The sequence below is a fragment of the Aeromonas sp. 600948 genome (genome assembly GCF_049174875.1).
Lineage (GTDB): Bacteria > Pseudomonadota > Gammaproteobacteria > Enterobacterales > Aeromonadaceae > Aeromonas > Aeromonas veronii_A.
The window spans coordinates 1-17,066 of sequence record NZ_JAAKTY010000011.1 but is presented as its reverse complement, the minus strand read 5'-3'; the positions used below and the strand labels follow the sequence as shown (position 1 = coordinate 17,066).

16 protein-coding genes, 2 tRNA genes and 1 pseudogene are annotated in these 17,066 nt (G+C 58.7%); 10 read left to right on the top strand and 9 right to left on the bottom strand.

The genetic code is table 11. The features are described from left to right. Nucleotides 1-195: 195 nt before the first annotated feature. Nucleotides 196-1,170, top strand: coding sequence for an ABC transporter substrate-binding protein (locus tag G5182_RS11025; protein ID WP_421254374.1), 975 nt, complete (start codon nucleotides 196-198; stop codon nucleotides 1,168-1,170). Nucleotides 1,171-1,243: 73 nt separating this feature from the next. Here the strand turns inward: G5182_RS11025 and G5182_RS11020 are convergent, their stop codons facing one another. The 3 genes from G5182_RS11020 to G5182_RS11010 all read right to left on the bottom strand — a co-directional run bounded on the left by G5182_RS11020 (nucleotide 1,244) and on the right by G5182_RS11010 (nucleotide 3,337). Then, entirely contained in the window at nucleotides 1,244-1,795 is a 552-nt protein-coding gene (locus G5182_RS11020) for a hemerythrin domain-containing protein (protein ID WP_216951846.1), read from the bottom strand. 72 nt (nucleotides 1,796-1,867) lie between these two features. Continuing rightward, complete coding sequence (ung, locus tag G5182_RS11015; RefSeq protein WP_266134094.1) at nucleotides 1,868-2,545, bottom strand: uracil-DNA glycosylase; 678 nt, start codon at nucleotides 2,543-2,545, stop codon at nucleotides 1,868-1,870. A 69-nt stretch (nucleotides 2,546-2,614) separates the two neighbouring features. Further along, on the bottom strand, nucleotides 2,615-3,337 hold the full coding sequence (locus G5182_RS11010) for a substrate-binding periplasmic protein (protein WP_421206196.1): 723 nt from the start codon (nucleotides 3,335-3,337) through the stop codon (nucleotides 2,615-2,617). A 384-nt stretch (nucleotides 3,338-3,721) separates the two neighbouring features. On the opposite strand from G5182_RS11010, the gene grcA reads away from it, so the two are divergent. After that, complete coding sequence (grcA, locus tag G5182_RS11005) at nucleotides 3,722-4,102, top strand: autonomous glycyl radical cofactor GrcA (RefSeq protein ID WP_005343856.1); 381 nt, start codon at nucleotides 3,722-3,724, stop codon at nucleotides 4,100-4,102. A 149-nt stretch (nucleotides 4,103-4,251) separates the two neighbouring features. Here the strand turns inward: grcA and kdsA are convergent, their stop codons facing one another. From kdsA to hemA, 6 genes are all read right to left on the bottom strand, one after another. Then, nucleotides 4,252-5,106: a 3-deoxy-8-phosphooctulonate synthase gene (kdsA, locus tag G5182_RS11000; RefSeq protein ID WP_005334937.1), complete on the bottom strand. Its 855-nt coding sequence runs from the start codon at nucleotides 5,104-5,106 to the stop codon at nucleotides 4,252-4,254. A 183-nt stretch (nucleotides 5,107-5,289) separates the two neighbouring features. Next, a complete protein-coding gene (locus G5182_RS10995) occupies nucleotides 5,290-6,090 on the bottom strand; it encodes a SirB1 family protein (RefSeq protein ID WP_005362204.1) in 801 nt (266 codons plus the stop codon). A gap of 12 nt (nucleotides 6,091-6,102) precedes the next feature. After that, complete coding sequence (locus tag G5182_RS10990) at nucleotides 6,103-6,486, bottom strand: SirB2 family protein (RefSeq protein WP_139408052.1); 384 nt, start codon at nucleotides 6,484-6,486, stop codon at nucleotides 6,103-6,105. 56 nt (nucleotides 6,487-6,542) lie between these two features. Continuing rightward, on the bottom strand, nucleotides 6,543-7,394 hold the full coding sequence (gene prmC / locus G5182_RS10985; RefSeq protein ID WP_421254373.1) for a peptide chain release factor N(5)-glutamine methyltransferase: 852 nt from the start codon (nucleotides 7,392-7,394) through the stop codon (nucleotides 6,543-6,545). A gap of 61 nt (nucleotides 7,395-7,455) precedes the next feature. Further along, the gene (prfA, locus tag G5182_RS10980) at nucleotides 7,456-8,544 is read right to left on the bottom strand and encodes a peptide chain release factor 1 (RefSeq protein ID WP_005353897.1); all 1,089 of its coding nucleotides are present in this window, start codon (nucleotides 8,542-8,544) and stop codon (nucleotides 7,456-7,458) included. A 51-nt stretch (nucleotides 8,545-8,595) separates the two neighbouring features. Continuing rightward, on the bottom strand, nucleotides 8,596-9,855 hold the full coding sequence (hemA, locus tag G5182_RS10975) for a glutamyl-tRNA reductase (RefSeq protein ID WP_421254372.1): 1,260 nt from the start codon (nucleotides 9,853-9,855) through the stop codon (nucleotides 8,596-8,598). A gap of 126 nt (nucleotides 9,856-9,981) precedes the next feature. Between hemA and lolB the strand changes: the two genes are divergently transcribed. From lolB to G5182_RS10935, 8 genes and pseudogenes are all read left to right on the top strand, one after another. Next, complete coding sequence (gene lolB, locus G5182_RS10970; RefSeq protein WP_216951853.1) at nucleotides 9,982-10,560, top strand: lipoprotein insertase outer membrane protein LolB; 579 nt, start codon at nucleotides 9,982-9,984, stop codon at nucleotides 10,558-10,560. Further along, nucleotides 10,560-11,430, top strand: a pseudogene (gene ispE / locus G5182_RS10965) (4-(cytidine 5'-diphospho)-2-C-methyl-D-erythritol kinase). Before lolB ends, ispE begins: the two are co-directional and overlap by 1 nt. Then, nucleotides 11,410-11,484, top strand: a tRNA-Gln gene (locus G5182_RS10960). The pseudogene ispE and the gene G5182_RS10960 overlap by 21 nt, the downstream one beginning before the upstream one ends. A 195-nt stretch (nucleotides 11,485-11,679) precedes the next feature. Then, nucleotides 11,680-12,627 (top strand): ribose-phosphate pyrophosphokinase, encoded by a 948-nt coding sequence (locus G5182_RS10955; RefSeq protein ID WP_005343846.1) that lies wholly within the window; start codon nucleotides 11,680-11,682, stop codon nucleotides 12,625-12,627. Nucleotides 12,628-12,743: 116 nt separating this feature from the next. Then, nucleotides 12,744-14,732, top strand: coding sequence for a bifunctional metallophosphatase/5'-nucleotidase (locus tag G5182_RS10950; RefSeq protein ID WP_421254371.1), 1,989 nt, complete (start codon nucleotides 12,744-12,746; stop codon nucleotides 14,730-14,732). Nucleotides 14,733-14,950: 218 nt separating this feature from the next. Continuing rightward, complete coding sequence (gene pth / locus G5182_RS10945) at nucleotides 14,951-15,547, top strand: aminoacyl-tRNA hydrolase (RefSeq protein ID WP_005334960.1); 597 nt, start codon at nucleotides 14,951-14,953, stop codon at nucleotides 15,545-15,547. 116 nt (nucleotides 15,548-15,663) lie between these two features. Beyond that, the gene (gene ychF / locus G5182_RS10940; RefSeq protein WP_005353921.1) at nucleotides 15,664-16,755 is read left to right on the top strand and encodes a redox-regulated ATPase YchF; all 1,092 of its coding nucleotides are present in this window, start codon (nucleotides 15,664-15,666) and stop codon (nucleotides 16,753-16,755) included. A gap of 234 nt (nucleotides 16,756-16,989) precedes the next feature. Then, nucleotides 16,990-17,066, top strand: a tRNA-Met gene (locus G5182_RS10935).

Genomic DNA, 17,066 nt, shown 5'->3' with positions numbered 1-17,066 from the left:
TCAGCGAGCGGGACAGTTCACGACCAACCAAAAAAAGACTCAATAAAACCCGATCCCAAGCAGAGTGCGGGCTGGCGTCCGATCCGCTCAACCGAAAAAAAATCGCGCCCTGCCATACCGGTTTCGAGATGACAGTAACGGCAAACACTGCCCATACTGAGCATGCATACACTATCACTCGACAGGGGCCTTCCCATGCGCACCTCCCTGCTGTTGCTACTGCTCTCCACCCTCTCCCTGCCGCTCTGGGCCGCAAACATTCTGGTGATCAGCAGCTACCATCCCGAATACCTTTGGGACCAGAGCTACAACGAAGGTTTGCGCAAAGGGTTGCAGGGGGAGCACAAGATCTCTCACTTCTATATGGACACCAAACGCCATCCACGGGAGGCGTTCGACGACATCGCTCAACGGGCTATCGCTTTTTATCTCAAGAGCAAACCGGACCTGGTGGTGCTGGGGGATGACAATGCCATCAACTATCTGGCCAACGAGATCGCCTCGCTGGGTACCCCGGTGGTCTTTCTCGGCATGAACGAAAACCCCCGCCTCAAGGGCTTTGTCGGCCACCCCAAGATCACCGGGTTGCTGGAACGCCCCCTGCTCAAGCGCAACATCAGCGAAATAAGCCAGATGATGGGGGGGCTCGACAAGGCGCTGGTACTGTTTGATTCCAGCAATGTGGCCCTCACCGCTATCGAGGATGAATTCAAGACCCAGACCGAATTGCGAGTCGGCCAGACCCGGGTCAACAGCCAGCTGATGGGCGACTACAGCCTCTGGCAGGAGGCGGTGCTCAACGCCAAGAAGAATGGCTATCAGGCAATCTTCCTCGGCCTCTACCACACGCTGGTCGATGATAATGGCAAGCATGTGAGCGAACAGACTGTGCTGGAGTGGACCAGCGCCAACACGCCGGTGCCGCTCTTCTGTTTCTGGGAGTTTACCGTCGGCAAGGGGATGGCCATCGGCGGGCTGGTACTGGACGGCCACGATCAGGGGTTGCAGGCAGCGTCCCTTATCAACACCATACTGGCGGGCACCCTGCCCCGTACTATCTCCCCGCGAGCGGCCCTGCGCGGCGAATATGTCTTCAGCAAGAGCGAGCTGGCCCGCTGGCAGCTCACTGTGCCCGACAAATGGCACAACAAGATCATGTGGCGTGAGTAACAATAAGTAACCCGGCACATTGGCCGGGTAACACCTGCACAGTCAGATGACTGATGACCGAAAGCCGCGTGCGTCAGCTGGCAGCAAAAGGCAGGGAGAGGCGCTTGGCAAGCGCCTGGAAGTGCTGGCTGATCTCGGCACCAAACAGAGGATCACCGATAGCTCGGTTCTGCCAGTTTTGCTCCAGATGACGCCAGTCATCCTCGGTCAGGGAGTCACGCAGATGGGGGAAGATCACCCCCTCTTCGTAGTTCATGTGTGCCTCTTGCAGCTCCACGAAGCGCTCCAGCTTGGCGGTGAACTGATCGAGCGGGATCACCGCATCCATCAGGATCATCTCCACCATCTCCTTGAGCTCGGTCCCTGCCTCCAGCAACTTGAGATGCTCTTCATGCAAGCGGTTCGCGACATCCCCCTCCACCACCCGGTATTTCAGGTAGTAGTCATAGACAAGATCTTCCTTGGGGTGGTGATACTTGTCAGAGACCTCCCGCAGATAATCGATGACATCGCGCACCAGAAAATAGCTGATGGGTTGCTCGGCACGAATGGCGGCCAGCTTCTGCTTCAGCAGATCCAGCAGTCGGGCGATATTGAGGTGATCCTTGTGCAGACTCGATAACATGGGCACTCCTTGGCGCTGAAATAAAATGTTACTTTCCTGAGTATACGGTCATTTGTCGCCCAAACTTTGCACTCAATCAAGTGGTTGGCAGACAGATTGCCATTCGATCGGGCTTTTACCCTGCAATTCCAGCAGGCGGTTGGTCTCGGAAAAGTGGCCGCAACCGATAAAACCACGGTGGGCAGAAAGGGGGCTGGGATGGGGTGCCGTCAACACGTGGTGGCGTTGCCGGTCGATAAAACGCCCTTTCTTCTGGGCATGGGAGCCCCACAACAGAAATACCACCCCCTGACAACTGGCATTGATCTGCTCAATGACCCGATCGGTGAAGGTTTCCCACCCCAGATGGGCATGAGAGTGTGCCTGACCGGCCTGCACTGTCAGCACTGTGTTGAGCAGCAGAACCCCCTGTCTGGCCCAGGACTCCAGAAAACCGTGATTGGGTGTGACGAAACCAGGCAGATCCCGCTGCATCTCCTTATAGATGTTGACCAGTGAGGGGGGGGTACGCACCCCGGGCAGGACGGAGAAGCAGAGACCATGTGCCTGATTCGGGCCATGGTAGGGATCCTGTCCCAGGATCACCACCTTGACCTGATCCAGTTCGGTCAGTTTGAAAGCATTGAACACATCGGCCGCGGGGGGGTAGATCACCTTGCCCGCTTCCCGCTCTGCCCTGACGGTCGCCAGCGTACACTTGAAATAGTCCTGCTCTTTTTCAGAGCCAATCACATCACTCCAGGTCAGCACCCCGGCCTCCTCACTTGATACGGCGAAGGAGTCAGGATAGGGGGGCAGCCCGCAAGACGCAACCGTGACTCACACTTTCCAGAGCCTGGCGAGCCGACCGGAGCGCTCCAGTTTGTGCAGACCGGCGTTAAACAGCAACATCAAGCGGCGGGCATCGGGATCGGCCTTGCGCATCAGCAGATAGCCCGGCTGGGACCAGATGGGATCGGGGGCACCACTCAATGCTGCCGCTTGGGGATGACGAGAGAGAACCTGCTGAAACAGAACCTGTGCCACCTGTTCATCCATGACCAGATAACGAATGCGTCCGGTGAGCAGTTTCTCCATGCTCTCCTCATCGGAGTCGGACCACTCAAGAGACAGCTCGGATTGCCTTGCTGCAAACCCTTCACCATAAAAATAGCCACGGGTAACCCCGACAGGCTCGTTTTTCAGCTCACCCAAACTGACCAATGGCGAACCATTAAGTGCAAGCAGACGGGTCGTAAATTTGCCCAGCGATGCAGAGAGATAGAAGTGCTGCTCGCGCTCGCGAGAGCGAAACCAGGGCATGGTAATCATATAACGCCCTTCAAGAGTCAGGCTGTATGCCTCAGACCAGGGGTAGAAATGAAAGCTGACATCGACCCCCTGCTCGGCAAAGGCCTCACGTACCACCTGACAGAGAAACCCCTGATTGGGCAGCGACTCACTGATATAAGGCGGCCATTCGCCCACCGCTATGCGTACTGTTTCGGCCCGGACCACAGCTGTGATTGCCCAGCAACAGAACAGGGCCAACCATCCCCACATTCGCCACCTGATATTCACCCGACACTCTCCTTGCTTTCTGCTGAGTGTAGCCAACTCCTCAATCCACCACAGAAAAGCCGAAAAAGATGTAGTTAAATTACTAGATTAAAAAGATAAAAGATGCATAATTTTGATATCTTACAAAATCAGAAAAATGACCTATTTTTGATTCAACTCAAGAATTTAATCCCATTCAAATGGCGCTTTATTGATTTTTATTGATCTGGATCAATTTTAGTAATATTACCAACATGATATATATGACCCCATCAAAGCAAAGGTGTAAGGCAAGGGCCCTTTAAGCCACCGCAATTAACGGTAGCTTAAATACATCAGGGTAATTTCCTTACAGTTGGATTCGCGTTCCCATTGAGGAGTCATACCATGATCAAAGGCATTCAAATCACCCAGGCTGCCAACACCGCCCTGCTGAACTCTTTCTGGCTGCTGGACGAAGAGAAGCAACAGGCTCGCTGCATCTGTGTCAAAGGCGATGCCTTTGCTGCCGATCAGGAAGTCGCACTCTCTGACCTGGGTCAGTTCGAATACCGCGAACTGCCTGTTCAGGCCGAACCGGCTGTTGAAGGTGGCCAGCACCTGAACGTCAACGTGCTGCGTCGCGAAACTCTGGAAGATGCTATCGAAAACCCGGAGAAGTACCCGCAGCTGACCATCCGTGTATCTGGCTACGCAGTGCGTTTCAACGCCCTGACCCCGGAACAGCAGCGTGACGTGGTTACCCGTACTTTCACCCAGAGCCTGTAATCAGCGCCCTGCAGTGAAGAGCTGATACTCGCTGTATCGGCACAAAAAACGGCCAATCGGCCGTTTTTTTATGCGTGCTTGTCACCGCATCCTTATCAAAAAATGCCCCGCATTGCGGGGCATTTTCATCAGGCATGACAGCGTCGGGATCAGGCCGAGGTATCGAGGGGTTCGAAGCCCTTGATCAGGTCATCGATGGCCTTCATCTGTTTGAGGAAGCCTTCCAGCTTCTCCAGCGGCAGGGCGCTCGGGCCATCGCAGCGGGCAATTTTCGGATCCGGGTGGGATTCGATAAAGAGACCGGCCAGACCGACCGCCATGCCGGCGCGCGCCAGCTCGGTCACCTGCTCGCGACGGCCACCGGAGGCGGCACCCAGCGGATCACGGCACTGCAGGGAGTGGGTCACGTCAAAGATCACCGGATAGCCACCGGTGCTCTTCTTCATCACCCCCAGACCCAGCATGTCCACCACCAGGTTGTCGTAGCCGAAATTGGCACCGCGCTCGCAGAGGATCAGCTGATCGTTGCCGCACTCCTCAAACTTGTCGGTAATGTTCTTCATCTGGCTTGGGCTCAGGAACTGCGGCTTCTTGATGTTGATAACGTTGCCGGTGCGGGCCATGGCTTCCACCAGATCGGTCTGGCGCGCCAGGAAAGCGGGCAGCTGGATAACGTCAACCACCTCGGCGACCGGCTTGGCCTGATGGGGTTCATGCAGATCGGAGATGACCGGCATGCCGAAGGTCGCTTTCAGCTCCTGGAAAATCTTCATCCCCTCTTCCAGACCCGGACCGCGGTAGGAGTGGATGGAGGAGCGATTGGCCTTGTCCCAGCTCGCCTTGAAGACAAACGGGATGCCCAGCTTGCTGGTCACTTCCACGTACTTCTCGCACACTGCCATCGCCATGTCGCGGGATTCCAGCACGTTCATGCCACCAAACAGCACGAAGGGTTTGTCATTGGCAACGTCGATCTGGTTGATCTTGATATTCTTCTGTTCCATCTAAGACATCCTTAATAAAAGGGCCTGAAGCCAAGTTACTCCGTTGCAGCCGAGCGCAGCGGCCTTGATATTCTTCTGTTTCAACTCCAAGACATCCTAAATAAAAGGGCCTGAAGCCAAGTTACTCCGTTGCGACCGGACGCAGCGGCCTTGATATTCTTCTGTTTCAGTTTCAAGCCGCCCTTAATGGAGGGGCTTGGGGCTCAGATCCAGCGCGGCCAGCTGCACTTTCAGCACATCGGCAACCGGATCGTCCGGGCATTGTTCAATAAAATATTCAAAATCGTCGGCAGCCTGACGCGGGCAATCGAGCTGCTCGTAGATAAAGCCGCGATCCCGCGTCTCCAGCGGATCGCCGGGCTTCATCCGCAGCAACAGCTCGCTGCAACGCAGCGCCTCGGGCATGCGGTCTTCCCGCAGCAGGGCACCCTTGCTGACGTTGAGCAGCCGTTCGATGATCTCCCACTGGCCGGAGGGTTGCAGGTAGTCGGGGGTCAGGGTCGCCAAGTCCCCCAACGCGCCGCGCAGCAGCAGCTCGATGCGGGCCAGGCTCAGCTCATCGCCGGTAAAGGGATCGACATAGACCTCCCCCTCGCCACCGGCAAAGCTCACCAGGAAGTGGCCGGGGAAGCAGATTCCCTCTACATCGAGCCCGAGCTTGCGCCCCAGCTGAATGATGAGAATGCCGAGGCTGACCGGGATCCCCTTGCGCTGAACCAGCACCTGATTGAGATCGCAATTGTTGGCAGAGAAATAATCCTGCCAATCGCCATGAAAACCGAGGCTGTGGTAGAAGCCCTGCAGCAACTGCTGGCGCACCTCGTCGCAGGTGCCCTCTTCAATCTGCTCGTCCAGCCACTCGTCCAGCAGGTTCAACTCGCGGATCCCCTCCTCGACCGAGCCATAAATCTCGTCGCTGACTGACAACGCCAGCTCGGTGATGTCGTGGGCTTCGAAATCGGTCCATTCGTCTATGTGTAACATTCTCTTCATGCCTTAGCCGAACACACTCGTCTGTTTGAGCACTGCCAACTTGGCAATAAAGTAGATCCAGCCGAGCGCCCCCAGAAAGGAGCACCAGCGCACCAGATTGCTTTTGGCCAGCCGCAGCGCCATCGCCGCCAGAAATACCAGCACCAGAATGGCCATCAGCTTCTCGCTGAGCCAGGGCGTTCCGTTATTGAGCGGGTTGAGATCCAGCACCATGCAGAGCAATGCGCCGGAGAGCACCACCAGACCGTTGAGCCAGCCGCTGACCTTCATCACCGGCGCGCTATAGGCTCGGCCAGTGGCGGTCTGTACCCAGTAGAAGCGGAGCATAAACATCAGCACGGCCCCGGCAATCAGGGTGAGGTGCAGGTGTTTGAGCACAAAAACCATATTCAATCCTTGCATGGGGGCGCACAGGCAACCCGCCGATTAACAGTGAGGAACCGTCAGCGCAGCGGGCAGAGGCCCAGCGTCACCCTGTCGTTATCCCCGTAATCACGCACCGTGGCTACCTCGCGGTAACCGCCATCGCGCAGCAACTGACGCACCGCCTCCCCCTGATCCCAGCCATGCTCCAGCAGCAACCAGCCATCGGCCAGCAGATAAGCGGGGGCATGGGCCACGATGTGGCGGATATCAGCCAGCCCGGCGTCATCGGCAACCAGCGCCGAGCGGGGCTCAAAGCGCACGTCACCCTGCTCGAGATGGGGATCGGCGCCATCAATATAGGGGGGATTGGAGACAATCACCGCAAAACGTGGCGTATTGTCGCGATCCGGCTCGCCAAGGGGCTCGAACCAGCTGCCGTCACGCACCTCGATGGGTAACCCCAGTGCGGCGCTGTTCTCGCGCGCCAGTGCCGCGGCATCGGCCATCCGATCCACCGCCCACACATCGACCTCGGGCCGCTCGGACTTGAGCGCCAGCGCGATGGCGCCGGTGCCGGTGCCGAGATCCAGCACGGCGCAGGGCCCCTGCGGGATTCTGGTCAGCGCCTGCTCGACCAGCACCTCGGTATCGGGGCGCGGGATCAGGGTCGCCGGGCTCACCTTGAGGGGCAGCGACCAGAACTCCCGCTCGCCCACCAGATGGGCGATGGGTTCGCCATTGAGACGACGAGCCAGCCACCCCTGCAGGGTGGTCTGCTGGGTGGCATCCAGCTCACACTCGGGCCAGGTCATCAGATAGCTGCGACGACAATCGAGCAGATGGCAGAGCAGTACGTCGGCATCGGCGCGGGGGGACTCCCCCTCAGCCAACACATTCATGATATGGGCGCGGGCCTGCTGGATCTGCATCAGTGCCACTCCACCTTATGGGCAGAACACTTAATGCGAGCTTGCCGGATCACCATTTGCATTAGTTGTTCTCGGCCAGCGAGGCGAGCTGATCGGCCTGATACTCCTGCACCAGCGGGGTGATGACGCAGTCCAAATCCCCTTCCAAAATTTCGGAGAGGCGATAGAGGGTCAGGTTGATACGGTGCTCGGAGAGGCGACCCTGCGGGTAGTTGTAGGTACGAATGCGCTCGGAACGATCGCCGGAGCCCACCAGATTGCGGCGGGTGCTCTGCTCGGCGGCGCGGTGGCGCTCATCCTCGGCCGCTTGCAGGCGGGCGGAGAGCACCGACATCGCCTTGGCGCGGTTCTTGTGCTGGGAGCGCTCGTCCTGGCACTCCACCACCAGACCGGTCGGCAGGTGGGTGATGCGGATGGCCGAGTCGGTCTTGTTGACGTGCTGACCACCGGCACCGGAGGCGCGGAAGGTGTCGATCTTCAAGTCGGAAGGGTTGATCTCGATCTGCTCGGCTTCCGGCACTTCCGGCAGCACGGCGACGGTACAGGCGGAGGTGTGCACCCGGCCCTGGGATTCGGTCTCCGGCACCCGCTGCACCCGGTGACCACCGGATTCAAACTTGAGACGGCCATAGACGCGCTCGCCGTCGATCTTGGCGATCACCTCCTTGTAGCCACCGTATTCACCGTCGTTGCAGCTGACGATGGAGACGCGCCAGCCCTGACGCTCGGCAAACCGTGAATACATGCGGAACAGGTCACCGGCAAAGATGGCCGCTTCGTCGCCACCGGCACCAGCGCGGATCTCCAGATAGCAGTTGTTGTCATCCTTGGGATCCTTGGGCAGCAGCATCAGTTGCAGCTCCTGCTCCAGCGCCTCCAGATTGGCCTTGGCCAGCGGCAGCTCCTCCTGCGCCATCTCACGCAGGTCGGCATCATCCTCCTCCAGCATCATCTGGGTGGTCTCAAGATCATCCTGCGCCTGACGGTAACGCTGGAAGGCGTGAACGATATCTTCCAGCTGGGCATATTCGCGGGTCAGGGCGCGGTAGCGATCCTGATCCGAGACCACATCTGGCTCGCCGAGCATGGCCTGTACTTCTTCGTGGCGCTCGATGAGGCCTTCCAGCTTTCTGATCAGTGACGGATTCATAACTCTTGCATTCTCAATGGAGGACGGGACAACCGGCAGGTTGCCCGAAAATTATGGCTCTTGTGACAACCCCAGCGCCTGCCGCAAGCGGGAGAGCTCGCTCTGATCCCCCTGGGAGGCAGCCTGGCGCAACGCCTGGGTCGGCGCGTGGATCAATTTGTTGGTGAGGCGATGGGCCATCGCCTTGAGCGCCTGTTCGGCACTCTCGCCCTGCGCCAATGCCAGCAGGGCCCGTTGCAACTCTTCATCAGCCACTTGCTGGGACTGATGGCGGTAATCGCGAATGAGGTCGACCGAGCTCTGGCCGCGATACCAGCCCATAAACTCGTCGCGCTCTTCCTGCACGATCACTTCCGCCTGTGCGGCAGCCCGTTTACGGGTTTCGAGGTTCTGCTCGATGATCCCCTGCAAATCATCCACCGTGTAGAGATAGGCATCGGAGAGCTCATCAACTTCGGCTTCGATGTCACGCGGCACGGCAATATCCACCAGAAACATGGGTTTGAAGCGGCGGGCCTTCAGCGCGCGCTCCACCATCCCCTTGCCGATGATGGGCAGGGGGCTGGCGGTCGAGCTGATGACAATATCCGCCTCGTGCAGATAGTCGGGGATCTCTTCGAGCGTCATCACCTGGGCGCCAAATTCGGCAGCCAGGGTCTGGGCCCGTTGCAGAGTCCGGTTGGCCACCATCATCTGGGTCACGTTCTGTTCACGCAGATGACGGGCCACCAGCTCGATGGTTTCGCCAGCACCGACCAGCAATACCTTGGTCTGGGAGAGATCGGCAAAGATGCGGCGGCCAAGGCTGACGGCCGCAAAAGCCACCGACACGGCGCTCGCGCCAATCTCGGTATCGGTACGCACCCGTTTGGCCACCGAGAAGGATTTCTGGAACAGCCGCTCCAGCGCCCCCTTCACCGACTCCGCCTGCTGAGCATGGGCGTAGGATTGCTTGATCTGGCCGAGGATCTGCGGCTCTCCCAGCACCAGCGAGTCGAGCCCGCACGCCACCCGCATCAGGTGGCGCACCGCCTCTTCATCGTGATGCTGATAGATGGCAGTGACCAGTTCGGCAGCGTCCAGCCCGTGGAACTGTTGCAGCCAGCGCAGCACTTGTTCCTGCCGCTGCTCCTCCAGATTGCAATAGAGTTCGGTCCGGTTGCAGGTGGAGACGATCACCGCCTCGCTGACACCGGGTTGGCTCACCAGCTCACGCAAGGCGCGATCGATGCAGTCCGGGCCAAAGGCGACCCGTTCCCGCAAGGCGACACTGGCGGTGTTGTGGTTGATTCCGAGGGCAAGCAAACTCATGAGTGGGCGACGATCATTTCATACGCTGGGTGCAAAGGCTGCCAATTGTACGAGAAAGGGTAAGTCTTTAAAAGCAATACGGCCGCCCCGTATACTGTGGCAAATTCCTCTCTCTGGAGCCATCTCTTGCTGCTACGTATTTTTACCCTCACCTGCCTGCTGTTGCTGGCCGGTTGTGCCACCACCCAGCCCCAGCGTGACCAAGTGAACTGGAACCAGGAGCGGACCCGTCTCGAGCAACTGGCCCACTGGCAGCTATCCGGCAAGATGGCCATCATCACGCCACAGCAAAAGGGCAGCGCCCGTCTCAACTGGCAGCAGGATGGGGAGGATTATCGCCTCAACCTCACCAGCCTGATTGGCACCAGCATTCTGGAGCTCTCCCGCAGCAAGGGCGAAATCACCCTGCTCGACAGCGACGGCAATCGCCACCAGAGCCAGGATGCCGAAGCGCTCATCTATCAACTGACCGGCTGGAATATTCCGGTTGCGGGATTACCGGAGTGGATCAAGGGGCTGCCGGGTCAGGCGGAGTTTGAACTCAACCCCGACAGCAGTCTGGCCAGCGTGCGCGACGGCCAGTGGCAGATCGTCTATGGCGATTATCGGGATCAGGATGGCTACCGCCTGCCGCACCAGCTGACCATGACTGGCCAGAACAGCCGCCTCAAGCTTCAGATCAACCAATGGACTCTTGCACGTTAATGGCTTCCACACGCTGGCCGGCACCGGCCAAACTCAACCTGTTTTTACACGTCAATGGCCGTCGTCCCGATGGCTATCACGAGCTGCAGACCCTGTTTATCTTCCTCAACCACAGCGACTGGCTCGAGTTCGAGGTGATACCGAATAGCGACACACTCACCCTGAAACCGGCCATTCCCGGGGTACCGGATGAGCAGAATCTGATTATCCGGGCGGCGCGGCTGCTGCAGGCAACCCTGCCGAGCCCGCAAGGTGCCCATATCCGGCTGGAGAAGGTGCTGCCCATGGGCGGCGGCATTGGCGGCGGTTCGTCCGATGCAGCGACCACGCTGGTAGCGCTTAACCACCTCTGGCAAGCGGGTTTGAGTGAAGATGAACTGGCTGCGCTCGGCGTCCAGTTGGGGGCTGATGTACCGGTGTTTGTTCGTGGCAAGGCGGCCTTTGCCGAAGGGGTGGGCGAGCGACTGCAACCGGTCGAACTGCCCGATGCCTGGTATCTGGTACTCAAACCCGATTGCCATGTAGCTACTGCGGCCGTATTCCAGGATCCGGACCTGCCCAGAGCCACGCCGAAAATGGCGCTGGACAACCTGCTGGAAGGCGAGTGGAAAAACGATTGCGAATCACTGGTGAAAAAGCGCCACCCCGAGGTTGCCAATGCGCTCGGCTGGTTGCTAGAATACGCGCCGTCAAGAATGACGGGCACAGGAGCCTGCGTCTTTGCTCAATTTGAAGACGAAGTGACTGCTCGGGAAGTGTTGGCCTGCGTGCCGAAGGGACTTGATGGGTTTGTCGCCAAGGGCGAGAACATATCACCTCTCTTCTCCACATTGCAACAGTTCAAATGATTGGGGTATCGCCAAGCGGTAAGGCAGCGGGTTTTGATCTCGCCATTCCTAGGTTCGAATCCTAGTACCCCAGCCAATTTTACCGAACGGTATTGATGATGATTAACGTGACCGGTTTTGCACTCGGCCACGGATTCGGGTTACCGGTATCATCACATTCATTGGGCAGCAGACACCTTGTACGTTATCTTGATAAATCGTTTGCCCCAAAACGATAGGGTCTGATTTCAGACTCCCCCACATACTGGATGCAACCCCGAGGTTTCAAACCGTGCCTGACATGAAGCTGTTTGCTGGTAACGCAACGCCGGAACTAGCCCAGAAGATCGCAGATCGCCTGTTTATCAAACTCGGCAATGCTGCCGTAGGTCGCTTTAGCGACGGCGAGATCAGCGTACAGATCAATGAGAATGTACGTGGTGGCGATATCTTCATCATTCAATCCACCTGTGCCCCGACCAACGACAATTTGATGGAATTGATCGTCATGGTGGATGCTCTGCGTCGTGCTTCAGCTGGCCGTATCACTGCCGTTATCCCCTACTTTGGTTATGCCCGTCAGGACCGCCGCGTCCGCTCCGCCCGTGTGCCCATCACCGCCAAGGTTGTCGCTGACTTCCTCTCCAGCGTCGGTGTGGATCGCGTGCTGACCGTTGACCTGCATGCCGAGCAAATTCAAGGTTTCTTCGACGTTCCGGTAGACAACGTGTTCGGTAGCCCGGTGCTGCTGGAAGACATGAAGTCCAAGAACCTCGAGTCTCCTGTCGTTGTCTCCCCGGACATCGGTGGCGTCGTGCGTGCCCGCGCCATCGCCAAGCTGCTGGATGACACCGACATCGCCATCATCGACAAGCGCCGTCCCCGCCCGAACGTCTCCCAGGTTATGCACCTCATCGGTGACGTTGCCGGCCGCGACTGCATCATCGTTGATGACATGATCGACACCGGCGGCACCCTGTGCAAAGCCGCAGAGGCCCTGAAAGAGCGCGGTGCCAAGCGTGTATTCGCCTACGCTACCCACCCGGTCTTCTCCGGTTCCGCCGTCGAGAACATCAAGAACTCCGTGATCGATGAACTGATCATCACCGACTCCATCCCGCTCACTGCGGAGATGAAAGCGGTCGGCAAGGTCAAGCAGCTGACGCTGTCAACTGTACTGGCCGAAGCCATTCGTCGCATCAGCAACGAAGAGTCCATCTCTGCCATGTTTGAGCATTGATAGATTCAGCAATAACGAAAACCGCCATCAGGCGGTTTTCGTCTTTCTGGACCTTCTCTTTCCAACTTTCTGCTATCTGGTACGACCCTGCCCCCGGCAGGCTTAAGGATTTACCCATGAATTGCTTGCGTCCCCTCCTGCTCGCGACCCTCACCTCCGCCCTGTTCGCCTGTCAGCCCGCCAAAGAGAACCCGCCCTTCGTGCTGACTCTGGCTCACATGAACGACACCCACTCCCAGTTTGATCCGGTCAATGCCGAGATCAAAGGGCAGATCTTTTCCCAGCAGGGGGAGACGGATACCCTCTATACCCGCTTTGGCGGTTACCCGCGCCTGCTGACCATGGCGAAAGCCTATCAAGCCGATGCGCTGGCCAAGAACCAGCCCTTGCTGCTGCTGCACGGCGGTGATGCCTGGCAGGGCAGCGGCTACTTCAAACTCAACGAGGGGATGGCCAACGCCGAGTTGCTGAGCCAGTTCGGCCTTGATGCCATGGCGCTGGGCAACCACGAGTTCGATCTGGATAACCAGAAGCTGGCCCGCTTCATCGAGGGGGTCAACTTCCCGGTGCTGGCCGCCAACCTTGACACCAAGGCCGATCCGGCACTCAGCAAGGCTGACAACCTCAAGCCCTTCGTGGTCTACGCCTTTGACGGCAACCAGAAGAGCCCGGTCACCGATCTCGACAACCTGCCGCAAGGCAAGCAACTGGTCGCCGTCATCGGTCTGGTGCTGGAAGACATGGGCAATATCGCCCCCAACGTCGGCAAGCTGCGCTTTGGCAAGGAGGTCGCCTCGGCTCAGGCCACGGTCGACATGCTGCAAGCCAAGGGGATCCACCAGATCGTGGCGCTCACCCACATCGGCAACGAGCGGGATCTGGCGCTGGCCGCCAAGGTAAACGGCCTCGATGCCATCGTCGGCGGCCACTCCCACAGCCTGCTCGGCGATTTTCGCAATATTGGCTGGGGCAAGACTGGCGATTACGCCAAGCTGGTGACCAATCCGGATGGCATCGGCAAGACCTGCGTGGTGCAGGCGGGCTCCTACGCCCAGGCCATCGGTCTGGCACAGGTGACCTTTGACAGCCTGGGTCAGGTGACCGACTGCCAGGGCCACAACAGCCTGCTGGCCAGCCGCGACTTCTTCGCCGATGCGGCGCGCAAGCAAGCGCTCGACGACGCCCGCAGCAAAGAGGCAAGCCAGTTTGTCGACAACCAGCCCAATCTGGTCACCGTGGATGAAGATCCGCGCCTGCGCGGCATCATCGACAGCCACTACAAACCGGCGCTGGAGAAAGCTTATGGCCCGGTGATCGGCACCATCCCCGAGCAGCTGCAAAATGCCCGTCGCCCCGGTGACAACGGCAGCGACAGCCACGGCTCAGATGTAGCGCCGCTGGTTGCCGAAGGGGAGTTCTACTGGGCCAATACCCCAGCAGTGCAAGCCCTGACCGGCGGCCCGGTCGATTTTTCTCTGGTTGCGGTGGGCGGCGTGCGCGCCGACCTGCCTGCTGGCGAATGGCGTGAGGGGGATAGTGCCCTCACCCTGCTGCCGTTCAAGAACCAGCTCTCGGTGCTGACCCTGACCGGCGCCGAGGTGCGCGCCCTGCTGACCGAGACCATCACCGCTACCCTGCCCGCCAGCGCCCATGCCGGCAAGTTCCCCTATGGCGGCCACCTGCGTTACACCTTCCAGGAGACCGACGCAGGCAAAGCGGGCACCCTGACCCAATTGCAGCGCAAGACCGCAAGCGGCGAGTGGCAGGATCTGGTGGATAGCCAGCGCTATCGGGTGGTGATGAACGCCTACAGCGCCAACGGCAACGATGGCTGGCAGGCGCTGGCCAATGCCCAGCGTCAGAAGAGCGAGCGGGTCGACATCGCCAGCGTCAATGGCAAGTTGACCGCCTTCCCGGTGTTGAAGGTGGCACAAAACGGTGAACTGCTGAGCGCCGTCTATGCCCCGGGCCAGGCCCTCGATTGCAAGGCCAGCGGCGTGGATTGCGGCACCGATGCAGCCTCTTTCGTGGAGTATGTGCGCGATGCCCGCCCCTCCCTGACCGCGCTGGATGAGGAAAATGTCACCCTGCTGCGTGCCAAATAACGACGGTAGTCAACCGGGCACAATCCATCGGTAAACTGAAACGGGCCTCTTGCAAGAGGCCCGTTTGCCCACCGTTAGCCACCCATTGGCCGCAATAATGCTGCAAATCCCGCCATAACATGCGCATTGGTTGAGTGATCGCCACTCGGCGGCTAGAATATTGCGTCCTATTGCCCTGGGTAGTGTGCCCACGGCAGCTGCGAGTGAAGACATCAAGCGTGACAAGCGAAATCAAACTGATCGTCGGACTGGGCAACCCCGGCCCGGAATATGCCAAGACCCGCCACAATGCGGGCGCCTGGTATGTGGAGCAACTGGCCCGCTGGCACAATGTCAGCCTGCGTGAAGAACCCAAGTTCTTCGGCCATACTGCCCGCATCCTGGTCGAGGGGCAGGATGTGCGGCTGCTCATCCCGAACACCTATATGAACCTCTCTGGCAAGGCGGTGGCCGCACTGGCGCGTTTTTATCAGATTGAGCCGGAAGCGATGCTGGTGGCCCATGACGAACTGGATCTGCCGCCTGGCATCGCCAAGTTCAAGCAGGGTGGTGGTCACGGTGGCCATAACGGCCTCAAGGACATCATCGCCAAGATGGGCAACAACAATAACTTCTTCCGGCTGCGTCTCGGGATCGGCCATCCCGGCAGCAAAGAGCAGGTGGCTGGCTTCGTCCTGACCAAGGCCCCCAGCAGTGAACAGAACCTGATCGACGCCGCGCTGGACGAGTCCCTGCGCGCCACCGATATCCTGTTCAAACAAGATATGACCAAGGCCATGAATCGCTTGCACAGCTTCAAGGCTGAAAAGGGTTAGGTCGGTTTGACCCTGTACGGGCATTGTGCCGGTACATGAGCAACGACCAGAACAAGCATGACATGGGCCGCCTGCGGGCGACCCCCAACAGCATCCATCAAGTAAGGTAACAATCCATGGGTTTTAAATGCGGTATCGTGGGCCTGCCCAATGTAGGCAAATCCACCCTGTTCAACGCGCTGACCAAGGCCGGTATCGAAGCCGCCAACTTCCCGTTCTGCACCATCGAGCCGAACACAGGTGTGGTGCCGATGCCGGATCCCCGCCTCGATCAGCTGGCTGCCATCATCAATCCGCAGCGCGTTGTGCCGACCACCATGGAATTCGTCGACATCGCCGGTCTGGTTGCCGGTGCCTCCAAGGGTGAAGGTCTGGGTAACCAGTTCCTGGCCAACATCCGTGAAACAGAAGCGATCGGCCACGTTGTGCGCTGCTTCGACGACGAGAACATCATTCACGTTGCCGGCAAGGTCTCTCCCGCTGACGATATCGAGGTGATCAACACCGAGCTGGCCCTGTCGGACCTGGACGCCTGCGAGCGCGCCATTCACCGTCAGTCCAAGCGTGCCAAAGGCGGCGACAAGGATGCCAAGCTGGAAGTGGAAGTGCTTGAGAAGATCAAGGTTGCGCTGGAAAACGGCCAGATGATCCGCGGCATGAAGCTGGATAAAGAAGAGCTGGCCGCCGTGAGCCACCTCAACTTCCTGACCCTGAAACCCACCATGTATATCGCCAACGTGGCGGAAGATGGCTTCGAGAACAATCCCTATCTGGACAAGGTGCGTGAAATCGCCGCCGCCGAGAACGCGGTCGTGGTCGTGGTCTGCTGCGCCATCGAAGCGGACATCGCCGAACTGGACGATGAAGATCGCGCCGAGTTCATGGCTGACCTTGGCATCGAAGAGCCGGGCCTGAACCGTGTTATCCGCTCAGGCTACCAGCTGCTCAACCTGCAGACCTACTTCACCGCCGGTGTGAAAGAGGTGCGCGCCTGGACTATTCCGGTCGGTGCCACTGCCCCGCAAGCGGCTGGCAAGATCCACACTGACTTTGAAAAAGGCTTTATTCGCGCCCAAACCATCGCCTTTGAAGACTTTATCAACTACAAGGGTGAGCAAGGCGCCAAGGAAGCGGGCAAGATGCGCGCTGAAGGGAAAGATTACATCGTCAAAGATGGCGATATCATGAACTTCCTGTTCAACGTCTAATCCCATGACAGGCCAGCATTTGCTGGCCTGTTTTTTATCTGCCATTGCCCGGGCAATCATGGCAATGTCTTAAAAAAAAGCAGATTGTTGGGCTTTTGCGCAACAGAGACCAATAACTGGTCAAACGCACTCAAATTGCGTTTTTCTGGCAAAAAAAGGGTTGACGCCCCAGAGCCAGATACGCATAATTCGGCCCGCACGGTGACGAGGTAACGACTCACCGGAAGCAAGGTTGGCTATGTAGCTCAGTTGGTTAGAGCATCGCACTCATAATGCGGGGGTCACAGGTTCGAATCCCGTCATAGCCACCA